Origin of the sequence: Neisseria dentiae (genome assembly GCF_014055005.1) — a bacterium.
Classification (GTDB): Bacteria; Pseudomonadota; Gammaproteobacteria; order Burkholderiales; family Neisseriaceae; genus Neisseria; species Neisseria dentiae.
This window is the reverse complement of record NZ_CP059570.1, coordinates 1,705,669-1,729,323: the sequence shown is the minus strand read 5'-3', so window position 1 is coordinate 1,729,323 and position 23,655 is coordinate 1,705,669. Positions and strand designations below refer to the sequence as shown.

At 52.8% G+C, this 23,655-nt stretch carries 15 protein-coding genes, 2 tRNA genes and 3 rRNA genes; 14 read left to right on the top strand and 6 right to left on the bottom strand.

Annotated elements, in window-relative coordinates:
* Positions 1-380 precede the first annotated feature (380 nt).
* On the bottom strand, positions 381-2,285 hold the full coding sequence (speA, locus tag H3L92_RS08205; protein ID WP_085366353.1) for an arginine decarboxylase: 1,905 nt from the start codon (positions 2,283-2,285) through the stop codon (positions 381-383).
* Between the two features lie 374 nt (positions 2,286-2,659).
* Between speA and H3L92_RS08200 the strand changes: the two genes are divergently transcribed.
* Positions 2,660-3,631 (top strand): IS30 family transposase, encoded by a 972-nt coding sequence (locus H3L92_RS08200; protein WP_085366335.1) that lies wholly within the window; start codon positions 2,660-2,662, stop codon positions 3,629-3,631.
* A gap of 347 nt (positions 3,632-3,978) precedes the next feature.
* Here H3L92_RS08200 and H3L92_RS08195 read toward each other — a convergent pair whose 3' ends face one another.
* On the bottom strand, positions 3,979-4,767 hold the full coding sequence (locus tag H3L92_RS08195) for an inositol monophosphatase family protein (protein ID WP_085366347.1): 789 nt from the start codon (positions 4,765-4,767) through the stop codon (positions 3,979-3,981).
* Between the two features lie 83 nt (positions 4,768-4,850).
* Here H3L92_RS08195 and H3L92_RS08190 point away from each other — a divergent pair, with 83 nt between their 5' ends.
* Positions 4,851-5,573 (top strand): 16S rRNA (uracil(1498)-N(3))-methyltransferase, encoded by a 723-nt coding sequence (locus tag H3L92_RS08190; protein WP_085366348.1) that lies wholly within the window; start codon positions 4,851-4,853, stop codon positions 5,571-5,573.
* Positions 5,574-5,845: 272 nt separating this feature from the next.
* Here the strand turns inward: H3L92_RS08190 and H3L92_RS08185 are convergent, their stop codons facing one another.
* On the bottom strand, positions 5,846-6,310 hold the full coding sequence (locus H3L92_RS08185) for an Lrp/AsnC ligand binding domain-containing protein (protein WP_085366349.1): 465 nt from the start codon (positions 6,308-6,310) through the stop codon (positions 5,846-5,848).
* A 131-nt stretch (positions 6,311-6,441) separates the two neighbouring features.
* Between H3L92_RS08185 and H3L92_RS08180 the strand changes: the two genes are divergently transcribed.
* On the top strand, positions 6,442-7,698 hold the full coding sequence (locus H3L92_RS08180; RefSeq protein WP_085366350.1) for a D-amino acid dehydrogenase: 1,257 nt from the start codon (positions 6,442-6,444) through the stop codon (positions 7,696-7,698).
* A gap of 209 nt (positions 7,699-7,907) precedes the next feature.
* Here the strand turns inward: H3L92_RS08180 and hemB are convergent, their stop codons facing one another.
* Complete coding sequence (gene hemB, locus H3L92_RS08175) at positions 7,908-8,915, bottom strand: porphobilinogen synthase (protein WP_085366351.1); 1,008 nt, start codon at positions 8,913-8,915, stop codon at positions 7,908-7,910.
* 404 nt (positions 8,916-9,319) lie between these two features.
* On the opposite strand from hemB, the gene H3L92_RS08170 reads away from it, so the two are divergent.
* From H3L92_RS08170 to acnD, 8 genes are all read left to right on the top strand, one after another.
* Positions 9,320-10,860 (top strand): 16S ribosomal RNA (locus H3L92_RS08170).
* A gap of 115 nt (positions 10,861-10,975) precedes the next feature.
* Positions 10,976-11,052, top strand: a tRNA-Ile gene (locus H3L92_RS08165).
* 5 nt (positions 11,053-11,057) lie between these two features.
* Positions 11,058-11,133: transfer RNA gene (locus H3L92_RS08160), tRNA-Ala, on the top strand.
* Between the two features lie 353 nt (positions 11,134-11,486).
* Positions 11,487-14,370, top strand: a 23S ribosomal RNA gene (locus tag H3L92_RS08155).
* 148 nt (positions 14,371-14,518) lie between these two features.
* Positions 14,519-14,631, top strand: a 5S ribosomal RNA gene (gene rrf, locus H3L92_RS08150).
* The 16S, 23S and 5S rRNA genes sit together here with 2 tRNA genes alongside, the layout of an rRNA operon.
* 200 nt (positions 14,632-14,831) lie before the next feature.
* A complete protein-coding gene (locus tag H3L92_RS08145; RefSeq protein ID WP_085366598.1) occupies positions 14,832-15,131 on the top strand; it encodes a ComEA family DNA-binding protein in 300 nt (99 codons plus the stop codon).
* 359 nt (positions 15,132-15,490) lie between these two features.
* Positions 15,491-15,826, top strand: a complete 336-nt coding sequence (locus tag H3L92_RS08140) for a VOC family protein (protein WP_245945411.1) — start codon at positions 15,491-15,493, stop codon at positions 15,824-15,826.
* A 212-nt stretch (positions 15,827-16,038) separates the two neighbouring features.
* Positions 16,039-18,645 carry a Fe/S-dependent 2-methylisocitrate dehydratase AcnD gene (acnD, locus tag H3L92_RS08135; RefSeq protein WP_085366977.1) on the top strand — a complete coding sequence of 869 codons (2,607 nt, stop codon included), beginning with the start codon at positions 16,039-16,041 and terminating at the stop codon, positions 18,643-18,645.
* A 97-nt stretch (positions 18,646-18,742) separates the two neighbouring features.
* On the opposite strand, the gene H3L92_RS08130 is transcribed toward acnD, so the two are convergent.
* The gene (locus tag H3L92_RS08130; RefSeq protein ID WP_085366976.1) at positions 18,743-18,994 is read right to left on the bottom strand and encodes a hypothetical protein; all 252 of its coding nucleotides are present in this window, start codon (positions 18,992-18,994) and stop codon (positions 18,743-18,745) included.
* 78 nt (positions 18,995-19,072) lie between these two features.
* Between H3L92_RS08130 and H3L92_RS08125 the strand changes: the two genes are divergently transcribed.
* The 3 genes from H3L92_RS08125 to H3L92_RS08115 are packed head-to-tail and all read left to right on the top strand — an operon-like array spanning position 19,073 to position 22,081.
* On the top strand, positions 19,073-20,197 hold the full coding sequence (locus H3L92_RS08125) for an ABC transporter ATP-binding protein (RefSeq protein ID WP_085366975.1): 1,125 nt from the start codon (positions 19,073-19,075) through the stop codon (positions 20,195-20,197).
* A 16-nt stretch (positions 20,198-20,213) separates the two neighbouring features.
* On the top strand, positions 20,214-21,191 hold the full coding sequence (locus tag H3L92_RS08120; RefSeq protein WP_085366974.1) for an ABC transporter permease subunit: 978 nt from the start codon (positions 20,214-20,216) through the stop codon (positions 21,189-21,191).
* Positions 21,191-22,081, top strand: coding sequence for an ABC transporter permease subunit (locus tag H3L92_RS08115; RefSeq protein ID WP_085366973.1), 891 nt, complete (start codon positions 21,191-21,193; stop codon positions 22,079-22,081). Before H3L92_RS08120 ends, H3L92_RS08115 begins: the two co-directional genes overlap by 1 nt.
* Positions 22,082-22,300: 219 nt before the next feature.
* Here the strand turns inward: H3L92_RS08115 and H3L92_RS08110 are convergent, their stop codons facing one another.
* Positions 22,301-23,467 (bottom strand): NAD(P)H-dependent flavin oxidoreductase, encoded by a 1,167-nt coding sequence (locus H3L92_RS08110; RefSeq protein ID WP_085366972.1) that lies wholly within the window; start codon positions 23,465-23,467, stop codon positions 22,301-22,303.
* Between the last annotated feature and the right edge of the window lie 188 nt (positions 23,468-23,655).

Sequence of the window (23,655 nt, the reverse complement as noted above, 5' to 3'; positions counted from 1 at the left end):
GAAATGCTTAGATTCCGTCATTCCCGCGTAGGCGGGAATCCAGCCTTAAAATTATCAAGTATTTTATTTCAATAACTTATGAAAAAAACGACTGGATTCCCACCTACGCGGGAATGACGGGAAAGATGGTTTTTTAATTTTGCAAAGGCCTCGGCATGAAATCTTTGCAAAACTGCCTTCAGGCCGAGATCTCTGCAAAAATACGTTTTAATCCTGAATTTATTTATGTTTCGTCATACCCGGGCTTGCCCCGGGTATCTGTTATTTCTTTTGAAACAAAAAGATGCTCGGGTCAAGCCCGAGCATGACGCAGAGGTTTTAAGACGCCGGAAGGAATTTTGCAAAGGTCTCAGGCCGTCTGAAAAGCATTTGCCGGTATATCAGGCTTCGTCTTCCGTTTCGGTGCTCAGATAGCTGCTTTGTTTGAGCGCGTGCAGAAATTCGGCGGTGTAGAGCTTGCGTTCGGCGGCCTTCAGTTGCGCCCAGCGGGTTTTTTCTTCGAATTTGTTGATCACTTCGTTGGTGGAAAGGTGCACATAATGCAGCATATCTTCGATGGTGTCGTGCTCTTCCATGCCGGCGAATTCGATGCTGCCGTCGTTGCGCACATAAACGTTCACCGAATCGGTGTCGCCGAAAAGGTTGTGCATATCGCCGAGGATTTCCTGATACGCGCCCACCATAAACACGCCCAAAACATACGGTTCGCCGGGGATTAAATCGTGCACGCTCATGCTGGATTCGATGCTTTGCTGATCGACATACTGGCTGATTTTGCCGTCTGAATCGCAGGTTAAATCCTGCAACACGGCGCGGCGGGTAGGGCGCTCGTTAAGGCGGTGCAGCGGCATAACGGGCAGCACCTGGCCGATGGCCCAAGTGTCGGGCAGGCTTTGGAACACGCTGAAGTTGCAGAAATATTTGTCGGCCAGCTTGTCGGTTAAGTCGTCGTAAACCTGGCGCTGCGAGCGCCGCCCGGCCTGAAGCTGGTTTTTCAGACGGCGGCACAATACGGCGTGGAGCTGCTCGGCCAGCGCTTTTTCTTTCAGCGGCACTTTGCCTTCAAGATAAAGATCGGTTACTTCGGTGAGATAGTGGCCGATGCGGTAATAGGTTTCGGTAACCATTTCGCTGTCGTTGATGTCGAGATAGGCAATCAGCTTTTTGGTGGCGAAAGAAAGGTTTTCTTCGTCGGTGATTGCGGGAATCTGTTCGGGCAGGCGTTCGACATCGGTAACGTTCATCACCAACACGGCGTGATGCGCGGTCATGGCGCGGCCGGATTCCGAAAAAATATGCGGGTGCGGCACGTTGTGTTCGTTGCAGTATTCGGCCAGCATCGAAACGATGGTGTGCGAATATTCGCCCATGTCGTAGTTGATGGAGCTGGCGTTGCGCGAGTGCGTGCCGTCGTAGTCCACGCCGAGGCCGCCGCCCACATCGACATACTCGATCGGCAGCCCCAGGCCGCGCAGTTCGGCGAAATAGCGCACAGCCTCTTTGAAGCCCATGCGGTAGTCGGCGATGTTGGAAATCTGCGAACCCATGTGAAAGTGCATCAGCTTGACCGTGTCGGCCAGATCGGCGGCGGTGAGTTTTTCCACGGCGGAAATCAGTTGCGCGGCGGAAAGGCCGAATTTGCCTTTTTCGCCGCCGGTGTCGGCCCATTTGCCCGACGAGAGCGAAGAGAGGCGCACGCGCAGGCCGATATTGGCTTTGATGCCGAGGTTTTTTGATTCTTGAATCACCAAATCCACTTCGGATTCTTTTTCGATCACGATAAACACTTGGTGGCCGAGCCGTTGCCCCATCAGCGCCAGGCGGATGAAATCGCGGTCTTTGTAGCCGTTGCACACGATGGTGCCGCCTTTGGGGGCGAACGCCAAAACAATCATCAGCTCGGGTTTGGAGCCGGCTTCGAGACCGATGGAAACCTCGTTGTTTTTCGGCACGATGATGTTTTTAACCACGCTTTCCTGTTGGTTGACCTTAATCGGATAAATCGCCGTGTATCTGCCCTGATAACTGTTTTTGCGTATGGAGCGGTTGAACGCCGCGCACAGCCGCGCCACGCGGTCTTGCAGGATATCGGGAAAGCGGAACAGCATGGGCAAATCCTGCCCGCGTTCGTTGAGTTGCGCCACCAAGCCGTATAAATCGACTTCTGCGCTGCTTTGGTCGTTCGGCCGCACCATCACGTGGCCGTTTTCACCCACCGAAAAATAGCGGTCGCCCCAATGGCGGATACCGTAAAGCGAAGCGCTGTCTGCTGCCGACCAAGACATAGTTTTGTCCTTCAAAAACAGGGTTGATAAACGGCGTGAATCATAGCACAAGCGGTTGTGGCGGCGGGGAAAATTCGGGCGGTTTTGGCGCGGCAACCAAACTTTTTTACAAAGCTTTCAGACGGCCTGAGGCCTGTGCAAAATTAGTCGATATTTAAAAGCCCTTACGTCATGCCCGGGCTTGACCCGAGCATCTCATTGTTTCGAAAGAAATAAAATAGAAGATACTCGGGTCAAGCCCGAGTATGACGACGGTTGGGTGTTTCAGACGGCTTTAACCGCTTGAATTGACAATCTAAGTGCAACAAATGCGAAGAGGTGCCCATAAAGCAGTATGATTTTGTTACCACACAAAAAGCATACAAGGAGGCTTTATGAACACCTACCGGCATCTTACACCATTGGAGCGCGAAAGTATCATGCTGATGCTCAACCAAGGCGTCAGCATCAGCCACATGGCACGGGTGCTTAACCGCAACAAATCCACCATTTCACGCGAGTTGCGGCGCAATGCAGCTGCCCGGCCATACAGTGCCTGCGAGGCAGAAGAACACTATCGGCAACGGCGAACCCGTTGCCGTCCCAAACCCAAGTTCGCCTGTACACTTCGCTTGGCCTGCGTACAGGAAATGCTGCTGGACCGGCAATGGTCACCCGAGCAGATTGAGGCGCGCATGAAACAGGAAAACAGTGCCCTCAGTGTGAGCTATGCCACCATTTACCGCGCCATCCGACAAGGTCGCCTGGATCGGGACGGGCAACAAGCCCGATGGCATCTGCGCCACAAAGGCAAACGGCGGCGCAAGTCTGCAGAGGTGGAGAAACGGGGCAAAATCGCCATCAGCCATCCATTGGCAAAACGCCCGGTTTCGGCACACAACCGTTCGCGCTTTGGCCATTGGGAAGCGGATACCGTAGCCGGCAAACAAGGAGGAGCGGTCTTGTTAACCCTGGTGGAACGCAAAAGCCGGTATTTGATGACGGTTTGGCTGCCCAAGAAAAATGCACAAGCGCTCAAAGCAGGAATGCTCGACGTACTGCGTGATATGCCATTGCGCTCGATTACGCCGGACAGGGGTAAGGAGTTTGCCTCGCATGCACAGCTGAGTGACGAATTGCAGGTACCGTTTTATTTTCCGGAGCCTGGCCAGCCGTGGCAGCGGGGCAGCAATGAAAACACCAACGGTTTGCTGCGTCAGTATTTTCCCAAGCGTCAGGACTTGGGCCAATACAGCGCAGCGCAGATTCAAGCGGTTACCGACAAAATCAACCTTCGCCCCAGAAAATGTTTGGGGTGGAAATGTGCTTATGAGGTGCTGTTTCGAAAAACGTTGCGCTTGGTTTGACAATTCAAGCGTAAAAAACGGCAGGGCGGTATTTTGCAGATAAAAAAAACCATTCATACCAAGGGAGAAGTATGAATGGCCAATACATTGCGGGAAAACGTCTTACCGGCACCCGCCTCAAGGGAGAGAAAAGGCGTTAGCGGTGCCAGCGGTTTGCATTCTAAACCAGTTAGCTTTAAATGGCGTTAATCTGTGCAATTATTTTCATAATTTACGTTCATTGTTGTTTGTTTGCAAACGGCATAACCGTTTTGAATATAATTTTCAGGAAGTTTTTGTGTTGTATGCGGTTTATTCAGACGGCTTGTTAAGGGCCGTTTGCAGGCCGTGCGCGGGGCAGGGCGGCGTTATTGGTTTTCGCGTATCCATTTCAGCCATTTTGTAAACAATTCATCCTGCAAACCCGCAATCACCGAACGCTTGAACACATGCTCGCCGCTCCAAAAGTCGTCGCCTTCCAGAGTGGCCAGTTTGCCGCCGGCTTCTTCAAAAATCAGCGCGCCGGCGGCGTAGTCCCATAACTTTTGGCCGCCGTGCACATAAATATCATAGCGGCCCGAAGCCAGATAGCACCAATCCAGCGTGCTGCTGCCCATGCTGCGTATGCTGCCGAACGGAGCCAAGGTGTTCATGCGGCTGGAAAGTTTGCCCGAGCGCAGGTATTTGATTTCCACGCCGGCGATGGCTTCGTGCAGCTGTTTACCCACATTGCGCAGCGGCAGCGGGCGGCCGTTGAGAAAAGCGCCGCCGCCGCGTTCGGCGTAAAAGCATTCGTCGCTTACAGGGTTGTAAATCACGCCCAGTTGCGGGCGGCCGTTGCGGATAAAGGCGCACGACAAAGCGAAATGCGGCAGGCCGTTGATGAAGTTGTTGGTGCCGTCGATGGGGTCGACCACCCATAATCCTTGCCCGTTGTGCCGCCACAGCTCGGTTTGGCGTTGCGCGGTCATTTCTTCGCCCAGCATGGGGCAGTCGATAATTTCGGGCAGTTTGGCTGCAAATGCCGCCTGTGCGGCCAAATCGGCTTCGGTCAGCAGCGAACCGTCGGCTTTGCGGCTGATGCCCACGTCGAGAAAACGGGGCATCACTTCGGTTTGCGCCACTTCACGCACCAGCATATGCAGTCTGTTTAACACGATGTATCCTTAAATATTAAATGCTTGCTATTTCGGCCTGAAAACGACAATATTAACTTTTTTCAGCCGACGATACCAACAGAATGCCACGCTTTTACGTCTCCGATACCTTGTCTTCCGGCCAACTGCTTGATTTGCCCGATAATGTGGTGCGCCACCTGAATGTGCTGCGCACGCGCGCGCATGAAGAAATCGTGCTGTTTAACGGCAACGGCAAGGCTTATCCCGCCCGTTTGGCACTTTTGGAAAAGCGCCGCGCGCAGGCCGAGATTTTGCGCGAAGAAGGGGCGGACAACGAATCGCCGCTGCGTATTACGCTGGTGCAGGCCGTTTCCAGCGGCGAGCGTATGGATTTCACCCTGCAAAAAAGTGTGGAATTGGGCGTTGCCGAAATCAGGCCGGTGTTGAGCGAGCGTTGCGTGGTGCGTTTGAGCGGCGAGCGGGCCGACAAGCGTTCGGCGCGTTGGCAGGATATTGTGGTGTCGGCCTGCGAGCAAAGCGGGCGCAACGTGGTGCCGAAAGTGCTGCCGCTGTTGCCTTACCGCGAAGCCTTGGCAGGTTTGCCCGAGGGTTCGCGCCTGCTGATGAGCCTTAACCGGGCACGCAGTTTGAACAGCATCAAGCCTGATCCGCAGGGTATTGTTTTGATGGCCGGCCCCGAAGGCGGTTGGACGGCGGCGGAAGAGCAGTCGGCGTTTGATGCCGGTTTCGAATCGGTCAAACTCGGGCCGCGCGTTTTGCGCACCGAAACCGCCGCGCTGGCCGCCATCGCCGCAGCGCAGGCATTATGGGGCGATTTCGCCTGAATTTTGTTTGAATGTTGCCGTTAGGTTTGCAGGCCGTCTGAAAACTTTTCAGACGGCCTGCTGCCTTTGTAAACCCCCCATCTGCGGCGCATTTCTGCGTTGTGTGTTTATGCCCTTTTAGGGTGCTGCCCGCCTGCTTGCCTAACTCCATGTTATGTCTGCGCCCGCTGCGCTGCTGCGTCTTGAACTGTATCCGCATCTGGGGGCAAAGGCTTCAGCCTCAAAGCAGATTATTCGTTTCATGAAAAATATGACGGGCAAACGGTTTGCGTTTAACCCAAATCCAGCAGCATTTCTTCTTTCACTTCTTCCATCACCACATAACTGCGGCTTTCTGCCGCTGCGGGCAGTTGCAGCAGGATATTGCCGAGCATATCGCGGTAGGCCGACATATCGGGCAGGCGCAGTTTGATTAGATAGTCGTATTCGCCCGAAACCAAATGGCATTCGAGAATCTGCGGGATTTTCGACACTTCGCGGCGGAAGTCTTCAAAAATATTGCCCGATTTGGAGCGCAGTTTGATTTCCACGAATATCAGCAGGCTTTGCCCCAACGCGTGCGGGTTGAGGCGTGCGTGGTAGCCGCTGATGATGTTTTCGCGTTCGAGGCGGCGCACGCGCTCGGTTACGGGCGTGGTGGATAGGCCCACTTTTTCGGCCAGCTCGGTCATCGGAATGCGGGCGTTTTGCTGCAACAGCTTCAAAATCTTGAAATCGGTTTTATCCAAATCTTTCATGTTTGATTTTTCACTTTTCTATGGATTATTTTAAGGATATTAATCTTTTTAAATATATAAATAAAGTGAAAAATGCTATTTTAAATGGGTTAGGCTTTACAATCTCACTACACATAAAAAAGAGGGCGGAAATGAAAGTGATCGTGTTGGGCGCGGGCATCGCGGGCGTATGCACGGCCTGGTATCTTTTGGAAGCAGGGCACGATGTTACCGTTATCGACCGCGCCGATGCGGCGGCGATGGAAACCAGTTTTGCCAACGCCGGCCAGCTTTCCTACGGCTACACCACGCCGTGGGCCGCGCCGGGTATTCCGAAAAAAGCCGCAAAATGGCTGCTGCGGCAGCATTCGCCGCTGATTTTCAGACCCGACGGCAGCCTTTTCCAACTGCAATGGCTGTGGCAGATGCTGGGCAACTGCAATAGCGGGCGTTACCACCAAAATAAAGAGCGCATGGTGCGGGTGTCGGAATACAGCCGCGAAATGTTCCGCCACTTTCAGGCGGAGCACGTTTTGGATTTTGAAGGGCGCAACAAAGGCACGTTGCAGATTTTCCGCACCGAAAAAGAAGTGAGCGCGGCAGAGGGCGACATCGAAGTGCTGCAAGCCTACGGCGTGCCGTATCAAAGATTGCAGCCCGAAGCGTGCCTGCAATACGAACCCGCGCTGAAAAACGCGCTGCACAAAATCGCCGGCGCGCTCCACCTGCCCAACGATGCCACCGGTGACTGCCACCTGTTTGCCCGCAAACTCGCGCAAATGTGCACGGAAAAAGGTGCGGATTTTAAATTCAACTGCGAAATCAGCCGCATCGAGCATTCAGACGGCCTGATTAAAGCCGTGCATGCGGGCGGCGGGCGTTTCGAGGCCGACCGCTTCGTGTGCGCGCTCGGCAGCTTCAGCCGCCCCGTGCTGGCCGGGCTGGGGTTGGATCTGCCCGTTTATCCCGTTAAAGGCTATTCGCTCACCGTGCCGGTTACCGACGGCAGCGCCGCACCCGTTTCCACCATAATCGACGAAACCTATAAAGTGGCCATTACCCGTTTTAACGAACGCATTCGCATCGGCGGTATGGCCGAGCTTTCCGGCTACAAGCTGCAACTTGCCCCCGAGCGCCGCGAAACGCTGGAGCTGGTGGTGAACGACCTCTTCCCCGGCAGCGGCGATTTGCGGCGCGCCGTTTTCTGGAGCGGCCTGCGCCCGATGACGCCCGACAGCACGCCCATCATCGGCGCCACCCGTTTTGACAACCTGTTTATCAACACCGGCCACGGTACGCTGGGTTGGACGATGTCGCTGGGTTCGGCCAAACTTACCGCCGATTTGGTGTGCGGCAGGGAAACGGAAATCCGCAGCGATGATTTGGGGCTGGCCCGGTACGAAAAATAAAAGCAGGATGGAGTCTTTGCAACACCACTATTGGTTTAAAACTCTTTTGTCATGTTTGGGGTAAGTTGAGAGCGACGGTAAATAAACTTCTTGTGCTATTTTTTGAGTTCTGCAAAAGCCCCGGGTCGTTTGAAAATTTCAGATGGCCTGGCTGCTCGAAAGAAATTGTAAAAAGCGAGGCACAGCCCCCGCTTTTTGCTGACAAATATTCAATGTTTGGCTTGAAGTTGTTTAGCGGCTTCTAAAGCGTAATAAGTCAGAATGCCGTCGGCGCCTGCGCGTTTGAATGCCAGCAGGCTTTCCAAAATCACCTTGCTGCCGTCAAGCCAGCCATTTTGGATGGCGGCCTGTAACATGGCATATTCGCCCGACACCTGATAAGCGTAGGTCGGTACGCCGAATTCGTCTTTTACGCGGCGGATAATGTCCAAATAGGGTAGGCCGGGCTTTACCATCACCATGTCCGCGCCTTCCTGGATATCCAGCGCCACTTCCTGCAAAGCTTCGTTGGCATTGGCGGGGTCCATCTGGTAAGTATATTTGTCGGCCTTGCCCAAATTGGCCGAACTGCCCACCGCATCGCGGAACGGCCCGTAAAACGCCGAAGCATACTTGGCCGAATAAGCCATGATGCGGGTGTGGATATGGCCGTGCTCTTCCAGTGCTTCGCGGATGGCACCGATGCGGCCGTCCATCATATCGGAAGGCGCCACCACCTGTGCGCCGGCTTCGGCATGGCAAAGCGCCTGCTTGATCAGCACGTCAATGGTTTCGTCGTTCAGCACATAACCTGTTTCATCGGTTAGGCCGTCTTGCCCGTGAACGGTGTAGGGGTCGAGCGCCACATCAGTCATGATGCCTAATTCGGGGAAGCTTTCACGCAGCTTGCGGACCACCGTCGGCACCAATCCGTCGGGGTTGTAAGCCTCTTCCGCCGTTTCGGTTTTATTCTGAGTTACAACAGGAAACAAGGCCAGCATGGGAATACCGAGTTTAACGGCCTCTTCTGCCGTATATAGTAGTTTGTCCAAACTCTGGCGTTTCACGCCCGGCATAGAAGCAACCGGTTCTTCTTGGTTGCAGCCCTCCAATACAAAAACCGGATAAATCAAATCATCGGCAGTGAGCGAGTGCTCGCGCATCAGGCGGCGGGAAAAATCATCTTTACGCATACGGCGCAAACGGGAAGAGGGAACAAAACGGTGGGGAAAATTCATAATGAATGCCTTAAAATTGTCGAACAGGCAGATTATACGTTCTTTTGCCTCTGAAGAGATGCCTCTGAAGAGAGGGGGCTGGTAGGCCGTCTGAAACCATTTTCAGGCGGCTTATTGTTTTCGGCGGGGTTGTGTCGAATTAAATATTAATTAAATATTGTTGTGAAACAGCCGGTTGTTGTTTTTGTTGTGGGATTTTTCGGTTTTTGTGTTGACTGTTTTGTTGGAGGTTGTGTATAGTTCGCGTTCTTCGCTGCTTTTGCGGCTGTTCTTTAACAACACAGATTACCGATAAGTGTGAGTGCCTTAGTGCCTCACACTGCGACAAAAAACAGACAAGATGTAGATATATCTATTCTTTGTCGGTTTCTTTGAAGCAGACCAGAAGTTAAAAGTTAGAGATTGAACATAAGAGTTTGATCCTGGCTCAGATTGAACGCTGGCGGCATGCTTTACACATGCAAGTCGGACGGCAGCACAGAGAAGCTTGCTTCTTGGGTGGCGAGTGGCGAACGGGTGAGTAACGCATCGGAACGTACCGAGTAGTGGGGGATAACTGTCCGAAAGGATGGCTAATACCGCATACGCTTTGAGAAGGAAAGCGGGGGCTCTTCGGGCCTCGCGCTATTCGAGCGGCCGATGTCTGATTAGCTGGTTGGTGGGGTAAAGGCCTACCAAGGCGACGATCAGTAGCGGGTCTGAGAGGATGATCCGCCACACTGGGACTGAGACACGGCCCAGACTCCTACGGGAGGCAGCAGTGGGGAATTTTGGACAATGGGGGCAACCCTGATCCAGCCATGCCGCGTGTCTGAAGAAGGCCTTCGGGTTGTAAAGGACTTTTGTCAGGGAAGAAAAGCTTCGGGTTAATACCCCGGGGTGATGACGGTACCTGAAGAATAAGCACCGGCTAACTACGTGCCAGCAGCCGCGGTAATACGTAGGGTGCGAGCGTTAATCGGAATTACTGGGCGTAAAGCGGGCGCAGACGGTTACTTAAGCAGGATGTGAAATCCCCGGGCTTAACCTGGGAACTGCGTTCTGAACTGGGTGACTAGAGTATGTCAGAGGGGGGTAGAATTCCACGTGTAGCAGTGAAATGCGTAGAGATGTGGAGGAATACCGATGGCGAAGGCAGCCCCCTGGGATAATACTGACGTTCATGCCCGAAAGCGTGGGTAGCAAACAGGATTAGATACCCTGGTAGTCCACGCCCTAAACGATGTCAATTAGCTGTTGGGGTACTTGATACCTTAGTAGCGTAGCTAACGCGTGAAATTGACCGCCTGGGGAGTACGGTCGCAAGATTAAAACTCAAAGGAATTGACGGGGACCCGCACAAGCGGTGGATGATGTGGATTAATTCGATGCAACGCGAAGAACCTTACCTGGTCTTGACATGTACGGAACCCTCCAGAGACGGAGGGGTGCCTTCGGGAGCCGTAACACAGGTGCTGCATGGCTGTCGTCAGCTCGTGTCGTGAGATGTTGGGTTAAGTCCCGCAACGAGCGCAACCCTTGTCATTAGTTGCCATCATTTGGTTGGGCACTCTAATGAGACTGCCGGTGACAAGCCGGAGGAAGGTGGGGATGACGTCAAGTCCTCATGGCCCTTATGACCAGGGCTTCACACGTCATACAATGGTCGGTACAGAGGGTAGCCAAGCCGCGAGGCGGAGCCAATCCCAAAAAACCGATCGTAGTCCGGATTGCACTCTGCAACTCGAGTGCATGAAGTCGGAATCGCTAGTAATCGCAGGTCAGCATACTGCGGTGAATACGTTCCCGGGTCTTGTACACACCGCCCGTCACACCATGGGAGTGGGGGATACCAGAAGTAGGTAGGCTAACCGCAAGGAGGCCGCTTACCACGGTATGCTTCATGACTGGGGTGAAGTCGTAACAAGGTAGCCGTAGGGGAACCTGCGGCTGGATCACCTCCTTTCTAGAGAAAAGAAGGGGTGCTTGGGCATTCACACTTATCGGTAAACTGTGAGACGAAGATGCGGGCAAGGGTTTCGGATGGCGGATGGAGACATTTGTTGTTCGAGGCACGACCTGGGTTTGTAGCTCAGCTGGTTAGAGCACACGCTTGATAAGCGTGGGGTCGGAGGTTCAAGTCCTCCCAGACCCACCAAGATTGGGGGCATAGCTCAGTTGGTAGAGCACCTGCTTTGCAAGCAGGGGGTCATCGGTTCGATCCCGTTTGCCTCCACCAAAAAACGCTGCAAATGAAAGCGAATTGAAGAGTTTGCTTTGATTTGCGCCGTTAGGAATAAAGCATTCCGAATAACGCATCGATCTTTAACAAATTGGAAAGCCGAAATCAACAAACAAAGACAATGTTGGTCGGATTGGGAAGCGTCAAAGCGCGGCCCGCAGGCGGTTGAAGCCGTCTGAAAAGAATCCGGCCACAGTATTTGGGTGATGATTGTATCGACCGTATCCTGAAAGACAAAAGGCGGGATACGGTACACAACAAAGCAGTAAGCTTTATCAGATTAGGGAATCTAAGCTAGCCGGCTAGTCAACGGTTGGGTTAGCGAAGTCAGAAGGTTCTTCAAATGATAGAGTCAAGTGAATAAGTGCATCAGGTGGATGCCTTGGCGATGATAGGCGACGAAGGACGTGTAAGCCTGCGAAAAGCGCGGGGGAGCCGGCAATAAAGCAATGATCCCGCGATGTCCGAATGGGGAAACCCACCGTATTCTGTACGGTATCCTTATCTGAATACATAGGATAAGAGAAGCGAACCCGGAGAACTGAACCATCTAAGTACCCGGAGGAAAAGAAATCAACCGAGATTCCGCAAGTAGTGGCGAGCGAACGCGGAGGAGCCTGTATACGATAGCCGTTGGGATAGAAGAACAAGCTGGAAAGCTTGGCCATAGTGGGTGATAGCCCCGTATTCGAAATCCGAATGGTGGTACTAGGTATACGACAAGTAGGGCGGGACACGAGAAATCCTGTCTGAAGATGGGGGGACCATCCTCCAAGGCTAAATACTCATCATCGACCGATAGTGAACCAGTACCGTGAGGGAAAGGCGAAAAGAACCCCGGGAGGGGAGTGAAAGAGAACCTGAAACCTGATGCATACAAACAGTGGGAGCCCTAAGGGGTGACTGCGTACCTTTTGTATAATGGGTCAACGACTTACATTCAGTAGCGAGCTTAACCGGATAGGGGAGGCGTAGGGAAACCGAGTCTTAATAGGGCGACAAGTTGCTGGGTGTAGACCCGAAACCGAGTGATCTATCCATGGCCAGGATGAAGGTGCCGTAACAGGTACTGGAGGTCCGAACCCACGCATGTTGCAAAATGCGGGGATGAGCTGTGGATAGGGGTGAAAGGCTAAACAAACTCGGAGATAGCTGGTTCTCCCCGAAAACTATTTAGGTAGTGCCTCATGTATCACTTCCGGGGGTAAAGCACTGTTATGGCTAGGGGGTCATTGCGACTTACCAACCCATGGCAAACTAAGAATACCGGAAAGTGCAATCATGGGAGACAGACAGCGGGTGCTAACGTCCGTTGTCGAGAGGGAAACAACCCAGACCGCCAGCTAAGGTCCCCAATGACAGATTAAGTGGTAAACGAAGTGGGAAGGCCCAGACAGCCAGGATGTTGGCTTAGAAGCAGCCATCATTTAAAGAAAGCGTAATAGCTCACTGGTCGAGTCGTCCTGCGCGGAAGATGTAACGGGGCTCAAATCTGTAACCGAAGCTGCGGATGCGCTTGGCGCATGGTAGGGGAGCGTTCTGTAGGCCGTAGAAGGTGTGTTGTAAAGCATGCTGGAGGTATCAGAAGTGCGAATGTTGACATGAGTAGCGATAAAGCGGGTGAAAAGCCCGCTCGCCGAAAGCCCAAGGTTTCCTACGCAACGTTCATCGGCGTAGGGTGAGTCGGCCCCTAAGGCGAGGCAGAAATGCGTAGTCGATGGGAAACGGGTTAATATTCCCGTACTTTGATTCAATGCGATGTGGGGACGGAGAAGGTTAGGTTAGCAAACTGTTGGAATAGTTTGTTTAAGCCGGTAGGTGGAGTGTTTAGGCAAATCCGGACGCTCATAACACCGAGAAGTGACGACGAGTATCTACGGATACGAAGTAACCGATACCACGCTTCCAGGAAAAGCCACTAAGCTTCAGTTGGATCAGAACCGTACCGCAAACCGACACAGGTGGGCAGGATGAGAATTCTAAGGCGCTTGAGAGAACTCGGGAGAAGGAACTCGGCAAATTGATACCGTAACTTCGGGAGAAGGTATGCCCTTCGATGTTAAGCCCTTGCGGTGTAAGCATTGGAGGGTCGCAGAGAATCGGTGGCTGCGACTGTTTATTAAAAACACAGCACTCTGCTAACACGAAAGTGGACGTATAGGGTGTGACGCCTGCCCGGTGCTGGAAGGTTAATTGAAGATGTTAGCGCATCGGATCGAAGCCCCAGTAAACGGCGGCCGTAACTATAACGGTCCTAAGGTAGCGAAATTCCTTGTCGGGTAAGTTCCGACCCGCACGAATGGCGTAACGATGGCCACACTGTCTCCTCTCGAGACTCAGCGAAGTTGAAATGGTTGTGAAGATGCAATCTCCCCGCTGCTAGACGGAAAGACCCCGTGAACCTTTACTGTAGCTTTGCATTGGACTTTGAAGGCACTTGTGTAGGATAGGTGGGAGGCTGAGAAGCAGAGACGCTAGTCTTTGCGGAGCCGTCCTTGAAATACCACCCTGGTGTCTTTGAGGTTCTAACCCAGGTCCGTGATCCGGATCGGGGACCGTGCATGGTAGGCAGTTTGACTGGGGCGGTCTCCTCCCAAAGCGTAACGGAGGAGTTCGAAGGTTACCTAGGTCCGGTCGGAAATCGGACTGATAGTGCAATGGCAAAAGGTAGCTTAACTGCGAGACCGACAAGTCGAGCAGGTGCGAAAGCAGGACATAGTGATCCGGTGGTTCTGTATGGAAGGGCCATCGCTCAACGGATAAAAGGTACTCCGGGGATAACAGGCTGATTCCGCCCAAGAGTTCATATCGACGGCGGAGTTTGGCACCTCGATGTCGGCTCATCACATCCTGGGGCTGTAGTCGGTCCCAAGGGTATGGCTGTTCGCCATTTAAAGTGGTACGTGAGCTGGGTTTAAAACGTCGTGAGACAGTTTGGTCCCTATCTGCAGTGGGCGTTGGAAGTTTGACGGGGGCTGCTCCTAGTACGAGAGGACCGGAGTGGACGAACCTCTGGTGTACCGGTTGTGACGCCAGTCGCATCGCCGGGTAGCTAAGTTCGGAAGAGATAAGCGCTGAAAGCATCTAAGCGCGAAACTCGCCTGAAGATGAGACTTCCCTTGCGGTTTAACCGCACTGAAGAGTCGTTCGAGACCAGGACGTTGATAGGTGGGGTGTGGAAGCGCGGTAACGCGTGAAGCTAACCCATACTAATTGCTCGTGAGGCTTGACTCTATCATTTGAAGGACTTTGGACGGAAACGTAAACAAAGCATCAAAGAGAAAGCTTACTGATGAAGATACTTCGTCACCGAAAAGTTGATTAAAGAATAAATAAGCGGAGCAAAAGCTCCGTAACGGCTTACCGATTTGTACAGTTTAAGTCTGGCGGCCATAGCGGGTTGGTCCCACGCCTTCCCATCCCGAACAGGACCGTGAAACGACCCAGCGCCGATGATAGTGTGGATACCCATGTGAAAGTAGGTCACTGCCAGACACCCATTCAGAGCCCCCGGTACGGAAGTATCGGGGGCTTGTTCCATGGGAAGTGTTGCCGGGCGGCGACAACGGTTACCATAGTTATTAATTGAGGGGGTGGAAGTGTTTGAAAAGCGGCAGTCATCGCTTATGATAGACGGCGTGCCGGAAAAGACCGGCACGGTTTAGAGACATTCATTACGGAGGAAAAGCATGAAACTGAAACATTATCTCTTCGGTGCCCTGGCGGCACTGGCGGCACCGCTGCTGCTGGCGGCGGTGAACATCAACACCGCGACGGCGGAGGAGCTGAAGGCGCTGCCGGGGATAGGGCCGTCGAAGGCGGCGGCGATCGTGGCGTACCGTGAGCAGAACGGGCCGTTCAAGAGCGTGGACGATTTGCAGAACGTGAAGGGGATAGGCGCGGGGATACTGGCGAAGCTGCGTGAGGAGGCGACGGTGGGGGCCGGGGCGGCGAAGAAGGCGCAGCCCGCGGTGAAAAAACCGGCCGGTAAGTAGTGAAGCTGCCGGCAGGCTGCGTATGGTAACAGATGCTGAGGCCGTCCGGACGTATCGTTTCGGACGGCATCTTCGCAGTTATATTTTGTATATGAGACTTTTGTAAAATTCACTCAGGCCGTCTGAAAAATATCTCACTGCCGTTATTCCTGTCTATACGGGAATAACGGCAAATAAGTTTTTAGGGATATGCTCTGAGTTTGGCAAAGGTTTTACAAGTGCAGGCGGCCGTGCGTGCTTTGGGATGCTATTATGTTTTCGGTTTTAGGGTGATTGCTTTTATCCAGCAATGATATCATTTTTTAAGCAATGAAATTAGGAGAGGATATGGATCAGCACATCAATTTCATCACGTTGGGGTGGCCGATATTCATGTTTCCCGTTGTTTTTATCGGGATGTTTTCGGTTGGGAACCAAACGAAAGCAGCAATGAGCATATTGCGTTTTATCAAACGGGTAGTGCGCTGCTTTTTGCGTTGTTCGGCAAGCATACTTTGGCAGAAGATGCGGGGGTAAGTGCGGAAGGTAGTGGTTTTGCACGTTTCACGCTGGCGCATAATGTTAGCAGTGAAGCTGAAGTAGACGAGTTGTTTCGCACTTTTTCTAAGAAAAACGTTACGGTTGTGAAGCAGCCGCAAACGGTATTTTGGGGTGGTTATAGCGGCTATATTGTCGATCCGGACGGCTTTTTATGAGAAATCTGTTACAACCCGTTTTTAGAAAAGTTGCGTTAAGGCGGAATTCGGGAGAAATGATAAGTTATAAATAAAAATTTATTTACCCCTTTCGGTTGAGCATATCAGCGATTACAATACACTACATTCAAACGGCCTGAGGCCGTCTGAAAAATAACAGTTAGCTTTGAACGCTGTTTAAACAAGAAAAATATTCACAAAGGATTAAACTCATGAGCACCAACCAAATCTACCGCAAACCCCTGCCCGGCACTAATTTGGAATACTACGACGCGCGCGCGGCGTGCGAAGCCATCAAACCGGGTTCTTACGATACCCTGCCTTATACGTCGCGCATTTTGGCTGAAAACTTGGTCAACCGCGCAAGTGATGTTGACTTAGAAACGCTTAATTCCTGGCTCTCGCAATTAATCGAACGCAAACAGGAAATCGATTTTCCGTGGTTCCCTGCGCGCGTGGTGTGCCACGATATTCTGGGGCAGACGGCATTGGTGGATTTGGCCGGTTTGCGTGATGCGATTGCCGAAAAAGGCGGCGATCCGAGCAAGGTCAATCCTGTTGTGCAAACCCAATTGATTGTCGACCACTCGTTGGCGGTGGAATGCGGCGGTTACGATCCCGATGCCTTCCGCAAAAACCGCGAAATCGAAGACCGTCGTAACGAAGACCGTTTCCATTTTATCAATTGGACCAAAACCGCCTTTGAAAATGTGGATGTGATTCCGGCGGGCAACGGCATCATGCACCAAATCAATCTGGAAAAAATGTCGCCCGTTATCCAAGTGAAAAACGGCGTCGCTTTCCCCGATACCTGCGTCGGCACCGACTCGCATACACCGCATGTGGATGCGCTGGGCGTGATTTCGGTGGGCGTGGGCGGTTTGGAGGCCGAAACCGTGATGCTCGGTCGCGCTTCGATGATGCGCCTGCCCGATATTGTGGGCGTGGAATTGACGGGCAAACGCCAGCCCGGCATTACCGCTACCGATATCGTGCTCGCGCTGACCGAATTTTTGCGTAAAGAGCGTGTGGTCGGCGCATTTGTCGAATTCTTCGGCGAAGGTGCCGACAGTTTGTCGATCGGCGACCGCGCCACCATTTCCAACATGACGCCCGAATTCGGCGCCACTGCCGCGATGTTCTCCATCGACCAGCAAACCATCGACTATCTGAAACTCACCGGCCGCGACGACGAGCAAGTGAAACTGGTAGAAACTTATGCCAAAACCGCCGGTTTGTGGTCTGATGCACTGAAAACCGCCGTCTATCCGCGCGTGTTGAAGTTCGATTTATCCACCGTTGTGCGCAATATGGCCGGCCCCAGCAATCCGCACGCCCGTTTCGCCACTGCCGACTTGGCTGCCAAAGGCATTGCCGCGCCTTACGAAGAGCCTTCAGACGGCCAAATGCCCGACGGCGCGGTGATTATCGCGGCGATTACCTCGTGCACCAACACTTCCAACCCGCGCAACGTGGTCGCTGCCGCCTTGCTGGCGAAAAAAGCCAACGAATTGGGCTTAACCCGCAAACCGTGGGTGAAATCATCGTTTGCCCCGGGTTCCAAAGTGGCGGAAGTCTATCTGAAAGAAGCCGGTTTGCTGCCTGAATTGGAAAAACTCGGCTTCGGCATCGTTGCCTTTGCCTGCACCACGTGTAACGGTATGTCGGGCGCGTTGGATCCGAAAATCCAACAGGAAATCATAGACCGCGATTTGTACGCCACTGCCGTATTGTCGGGCAACCGCAACTTCGACGGCCGCATCCACCCCTATGCCAAGCAAGCGTTCTTGGCGTCGCCACCGTTGGTGGTGGCCTATGCGATTGCCGGTTCAATCCGTTTTGATATTGAAAACGATGTACTCGGTATTTCAGACGGCAAAGAAATCCGCCTGAAAGACATTTGGCCGAGCGATGAAGAAATCGACGCCATCGTGGCCGAATATGTGAAACCGCAGCAGTTCCGCGATGTGTATATCCCGATGTTCGACACCGGCGCGGCGGAAAGAGCACCATCGCCCTTATACGAATGGCGGCCGATGTCCACCTATATCCGCCGCCCACCTTACTGGGAAGGTGCATTGGCGGGCGAGCGCACGCTCAAAGGCATGCGCCCGCTGGCGATTCTGCCCGACAACATCACCACCGACCACTTGTCGCCCTCCAATGCCATTTTGCCGACCAGCGCGGCCGGCGAATATCTGGCCAAAATGGGCTTGCCTGAAGAGGACTTCAACTCTTACGCCACCCACCGCGGCGACCACTTAACCGCACAACGCGCCACTTTCGCCAACCCGAAACTGTTTAACGAAATGGTGAAAAACGAAGACGGCACGGTGAAACAAGGCTCGTTGGCGCGTGTGGAGCCGGAAGGCCAAGTGATGCGGATGTGGGAAGCCATCGAAACCTATATGAACCGCAAACAGCCGCTGATTATCGTGGCCGGCGCCGATTACGGCCAGGGTTCGAGCCGCGACTGGGCCGCCAAAGGCGTGCGCCTCGCAGGCGTGGAAGCGATTGTGGCCGAAGGTTTCGAGCGCATCCACCGCACCAACCTGATCGGCATGGGCGTGCTGCCCTTGCAATTCAAAGAAGGTGTGAACCGCCACACGCTGGCACTAGACGGCACCGAAACCTACGATGTGGTCGGCAAACGCGAACCGCGCTGCGATTTAACGCTGGTTATCCACCGTAAAAACGGCGAAACGGTCGAAGTGCCCGTTACCTGCCGTTTGGATACTGCCGAAGAAGTGCTGATTTACGAAGCCGGCGGCGTGCTGCAACGCTTTGCGCAAGACTTCTTAGAGGGCAATGCGGCATAAAAAAACCGTTTGAAAATAGTGCCATCGTGCAACATAACAGGCCGTCTGAAATCATTTCAGACGGCCTGTTGTTCAAGATAAGGTGCTCAGGTTGTGGTTATAAAAAATCTTTCGTTTGTTCTTTGCCTGTATTGATCGACTGTATCAATATAAGCAGGAAGTTTTTCCAACGGTTCAAAAGCTTAATTTTGTATTGCCCCATTTGGGCATAGGCTAATATAATTACAGGTTCAGGCGGGGCTGTCGGCAACCTTAACGGGTTTTCCACAGCCCTTAGAAATTTCCATGCTGCCCGTGCGCTTTTTAAAGAAAACCGTTTTGTTTGGATGCGTTTTAAAACGGTTTTCATCAGGCAATCAAACAGCTTTATTTTCACCCTTTGCGAAACCCGTTTCGCCGGTACCCGTTATCGATTGGAGTATTGCTTATGAACGCAACCACTGCGTCTTCCACCCAGCCTTATCTGCAAATTCAAGGTTTGGTGAAAAAGTTTGGTGACAATTATGCTGTCGATCACATCGACTTAGATATTGAAAAACATGAAATTTTCGCCCTGTTGGGCAGCTCGGGCAGCGGCAAGTCCACACTGTTGCGTATGCTGGCGGGCATGGAAACGCCGAATCAGGGCAAAATCATTCTCGACGGCCAGGACATTACCCGCCTTGCACCCTATGAGCGCCCGATTAATATGATGTTTCAAAGCTATGCGCTGTTTCCGCACATGACGGTGGAGCAGAACATCGCTTTCGGTTTGAAGCAGGACAAAGTGCCCAAAGGCGAAATCATCGACCGCGTCGAAGAAATGCTGCGTTTGGTGCAAATGACCAAATTCGCCAAACGCAAACCGCACCAACTTTCAGGCGGCCAGCAGCAACGCGTGGCTTTGGCACGCAGCTTGGCCAAACGCCCGAAAATCCTGCTGCTCGACGAACCTTTGGGCGCATTGGATAAAAAACTGCGCCAACAAACCCAGCTCGAGCTGGTTAACACGCTGGAGCAAGTGGGCGTAACCTGCATTATGGTAACGCACGACCAAGAGGAGGCCATGACCATGGCTACCCGCGTGGCGATTATGTCGGAAGGCAAACTGCAACAAGTCGGCACGCCCAGTGATGTGTATGATTTTCCCAACAGCCGCTTTACTGCGGAATTTATCGGGGAAACCAATATTTTCGAAGGCGTGGTTTTGGAAGATCATGCCGATTATGCCGTTATCGAATCGCCCGAATTGGAAAACAAAGTGCGCATCGACCACGGCTTAGGCGGACGTGCCGAGCAGAATTTGTGGATCAGCATCCGCCCCGAGGATATCGACGTGCATAAAGAGCAGCCGGCAGAAGAGGGCGGCTTCAACTGGGAAAAAGGCATCATCAAAGAAATCGCCTATTTGGGCAGTTTCACCATCTACCACATACAGCTGGCTAACGGCCGCGTAATTAAGAGCCAAGTGCCTGCGCCTTATTGGTATGTGCGCAATATCACGCCGCCCACTTGGGATGAAACCGTTTATGTAAGCTGGCCTGAAAACCAACCTACCCCTCTGTTCAGCTAAGTTGCAAGGATACGCGATGAAACTGAAAAAACTGAAACGCAAACTGCTGCGCCGGCCGGGGCAGCGGGCGGTGATTGCCGTTCCGTATATCTGGCTGCTGGTGCTGTTTTTGGTGCCATTTGCGATTGTGCTGAAAATCAGCTTTGCCGAGCAGGAAATTGCCATTCCGCCTTATTCGCCGCTGATTACCACCGATCCCGATATGGGAAGGATGAATATCGCGCTGAGTTATCAAAACTATTCGGATATTTTCCAAAACTTCTGGAGCAGCTTGGGGCAGATGCTCAACCCGTTTGCAGCGGGAAACGGCAACAATATTTACCTGCTCACTTATTGGCTGTCGATTAAAACCGCGCTGACCACCACCTTAATCTGCCTTGTGCTCGGTTATCCGATTGCCTACGCCATTTCGCGTGCCAATCCCGCTTATCGGAACGGCTTGCTGCTGGCGATTATGCTGCCTTTCTGGACTTCGTTCCTGTTGCGCGTTTACGCTTGGATGGGGTTGTTGGGGCATAACGGCATCATTAACAACTTTCTGTTGAAATACGGTGTGATCAGCGAGCCGCTGAACCTGTTTTACAACTCGTTTTCGCTGAATCTGGTGATGGTTTACGCCTATCTGCCGTTTATGATCCTGCCGCTCTACACCCAACTGGTGAAGCTTGACGGCAGGCTGCTTGAGGCCGCATCCGACTTGGGCGCAGGGCCGCTGAAAGCCTTTTTCGCGATTACCCTGCCGTTGTCGAAAACCGGCATCATTGCAGGCTCGATGCTGGTGTTCGTGCCGGCGGTGGGCGAATATGTGATTCCCGAACTGGTCGGCGGCTCGGAAAACCTGATGATCGGTAAAGTGTTGTGGCAGGCGTTCTTCGATCAGAACAACTGGCCGCTGGCTTCAGCCGTTGCCGTGGTGATGGTGATCCTGCTGGTGATTCCGATCGTGCTGTTCCACCGTTATGAAAACCGTGAACTTGAAGAAGGGGCCAAATAATGTCGTCAAACAGATTGTCTTGGTTTCTCAAATTGATGCTGGGTTTGGGTTTGGCCTTCCTGTATATCCCGTTGGTGGTATTGGTGGTTTATTCGTTTAACGAATCCAAGCTGGTAACTGTTTGGGGCGGCTTTTCAACCAAATGGTATGGCGCGCTGATGAATAACAGCACCATTCTCGAAGCGGCCTGGCTGTCGTTGCGGATTGCCGTAGTGTCGTCGTTGGCCGCCGTTGTGCTCGGCACATTGGCAGGTTATGCGCTGGCACGCATCAAGCGGTTTCGCGGCAGCACCTTGTTTGCCGGCATGGTGTCGGCGCCGATGGTTATGCCCGATGTGATTACCGGCTTGTCCATGCTGCTGCTGATTATTCAGGTGCAGATGTTTTTGCAAAGCAGCGATTTGCTGAGCTGGCTGTATTTCGACCGCGGCTTTTTCACCATTTTTCTGGGACACACCACCTTGTGTATGGCCTATATCACCGTGGTGATCCGCTCGCGTTTGATCGAGTTGGACCAATCGCTGGAAGAAGCGGCTATGGATTTGGGCGCCCGCCCGTTGAAAATCTTTTTTGTGATTACCCTGCCGCTGATTGCACCGGCCATCGCTTCGGGCTTTTTGCTCGGCATTACTTTGTCGCTGGATGACTTGGTGATTACCTCGTTCCTCTCTGGCCCCGGTTCTTCCACCTTGCCGCAAGTGATTTTCTCTAAAATCAAACTCGGCCTCGACCCGCAGATGAACGTGTTGGCAACCATCATGATTACCATCGTCGGCACATTGGTGATTCTCATCAATTACTACATGATGCGCCAAGCCACCAAACGCGAACGCGAAGCCGCCGAAGCCTATCGTCAGGAAAAGCTGGCGTTGGAAAAAGTGGGCCGCTGATTTATCGATAATCTAAGTACGGATGGAAAAACCGAACCGCCTGAAGATATGGGCGGTTCGGTTTTTTTGTTGATGGGAATAAGCGGGGTAGGGCGGGAACGGTATTAATTAAACTAAGCTTAAAGAGACTTTGGGCAGACCGCAGGCCGTCTGAAAATATTTTGCAGCTTTATGGTGTTTGAGCCAAATTTATTTTCAGACGGCCTGTATTGACACGGCTTAACCTTGCTGTACAGGGTGGCCTTGCAGCAGATATTGAATGGTTTCCCGTACGCTTTTAATGGCATTGCCGAAAGGAAGCGGGTCTTTGCCTCTGAAGAACAAGCCCTTATCGACTTCGCCGCGCCAAGCGGCGGCCAGTTGGATGTCGATGCAGAACTGGCCTACTTTTTCCAAGCCGTCGCGCAAGCCGCATACCGACAAACAATTGATGCCTTGCGTGCAGCGGCGCGGGTCGGCTTTGGCATTGGCCTGAAGCTTGGCTTCACGCTTGATGTAGCTGTCGAGAAATTTGGTGCGCACACCGCGCGCAGGCAGGCCGGCCACCGACATAAACTCCACCACTTGCTCTATCGGCGCGCCCGCCAGCGTTTGTTTGAAGTTCAAATGGGCATCGCCTTCTTCGGTAACGGCGAAAGCGGTGCCGATTTGCACGGCGGATGCCCCCCAGCTTTTCAGCGCTGTGGTGATTTTTTCGAAATTGGCCATGCCGCCGGCCAGCACCAACGGGATTTTTTCGCTTTCCAACCCGAGTTTTTTAAACACTTCAAACGTTTCTTCGATCACACGTTTAAACTCGAATTTTTCATCGTTTACACCATCCACCGTCATCGCGCCCAAGTGTCCGGCGGCGTGGGCAGGGTGTTCGATAACGATGGCATCGGGCAGAATGCCTTTTTTCATCCAACGTTTCAACACGATGTTGATACCGCGCGATTCGGAAAGAATCGGCAGCAGGGCAACGTTTTTGTGGTAGCCCTCGGTCATTTCGGGCAAATCAAGCGGCAGCCCCGCGCCCATCACAATGGCATCGGCACCCGATTCGCAGGCTTGGCGCACCAGGCGCTGGTGGTCTTTCACCGCTTTCATCACATTCACGGCAATCATGCCTTTGCCTTGCGCGTCTGCCTTGGCTTTTTGGATTTCACGGTCGAGCGCAATGTGGTTGAGCTTGGCGTATTTTTCTTCGGAAGGGTTGATTTTGGATTCGGCCAGCAGGTCGTCGTGCAGATGGCGCAAGTCCACGCTGGCGATGGTGCCCAAGCCGTTTTCCCGGGCTACGGCGCTGGATAATTTGGATGCGGATACGCCTACGCCCATGCCGCCCTGTACGATCGGAATCAGCGATTTGCCGCGGATAACCAAAGGGTCGAAGCTGTGCTGCATATATATTTCCTTAGTTGTTCAATGTGTTGCAGAAACTTGAGCAGTTGTTTGCCGTTGGCCGGCAGTGCAACGCATCAATGTGTGCGTATGATGTTTAGGCATTATACTCTAGCTTTGCTTAAAATTAGAGTAAAACTATAGTTATTTTATTGCAAGTTGCAGTAAAACCTCTTTGTTCAAATAAAACA

Bases quoted from the DNA above. Each gene is read 5' to 3' on its own strand.
- speA (WP_085366353.1), bottom strand. From the start codon at position 2,285: ATGTCTTGGTCGGCAGCAGACAGCGCTTCGCTTTACGGTATCCGCCAT.
- H3L92_RS08200 (WP_085366335.1), top strand. From the start codon at position 2,660: ATGAACACCTACCGGCATCTTACACCATTGGAGCGCGAAAGTATCATG.
- H3L92_RS08190 (WP_085366348.1), top strand. From the start codon at position 4,851: ATGCCACGCTTTTACGTCTCCGATACCTTGTCTTCCGGCCAACTGCTT.
- H3L92_RS08185 (WP_085366349.1), bottom strand. From the start codon at position 6,310: ATGAAAGATTTGGATAAAACCGATTTCAAGATTTTGAAGCTGTTGCAG.
- H3L92_RS08180 (WP_085366350.1), top strand. From the start codon at position 6,442: ATGAAAGTGATCGTGTTGGGCGCGGGCATCGCGGGCGTATGCACGGCC.
- hemB (WP_085366351.1), bottom strand. From the start codon at position 8,915: ATGAATTTTCCCCACCGTTTTGTTCCCTCTTCCCGTTTGCGCCGTATG.
- acnD (WP_085366977.1), top strand. From the start codon at position 16,039: ATGAGCACCAACCAAATCTACCGCAAACCCCTGCCCGGCACTAATTTG.
- H3L92_RS08130 (WP_085366976.1), bottom strand. From the start codon at position 18,994: ATGAAAACCGTTTTAAAACGCATCCAAACAAAACGGTTTTCTTTAAAA.
- H3L92_RS08125 (WP_085366975.1), top strand. From the start codon at position 19,073: ATGAACGCAACCACTGCGTCTTCCACCCAGCCTTATCTGCAAATTCAA.
- H3L92_RS08120 (WP_085366974.1), top strand. From the start codon at position 20,214: ATGAAACTGAAAAAACTGAAACGCAAACTGCTGCGCCGGCCGGGGCAG.
- H3L92_RS08115 (WP_085366973.1), top strand. From the start codon at position 21,191: ATGTCGTCAAACAGATTGTCTTGGTTTCTCAAATTGATGCTGGGTTTG.
- H3L92_RS08110 (WP_085366972.1), bottom strand. From the start codon at position 23,467: ATGCAGCACAGCTTCGACCCTTTGGTTATCCGCGGCAAATCGCTGATT.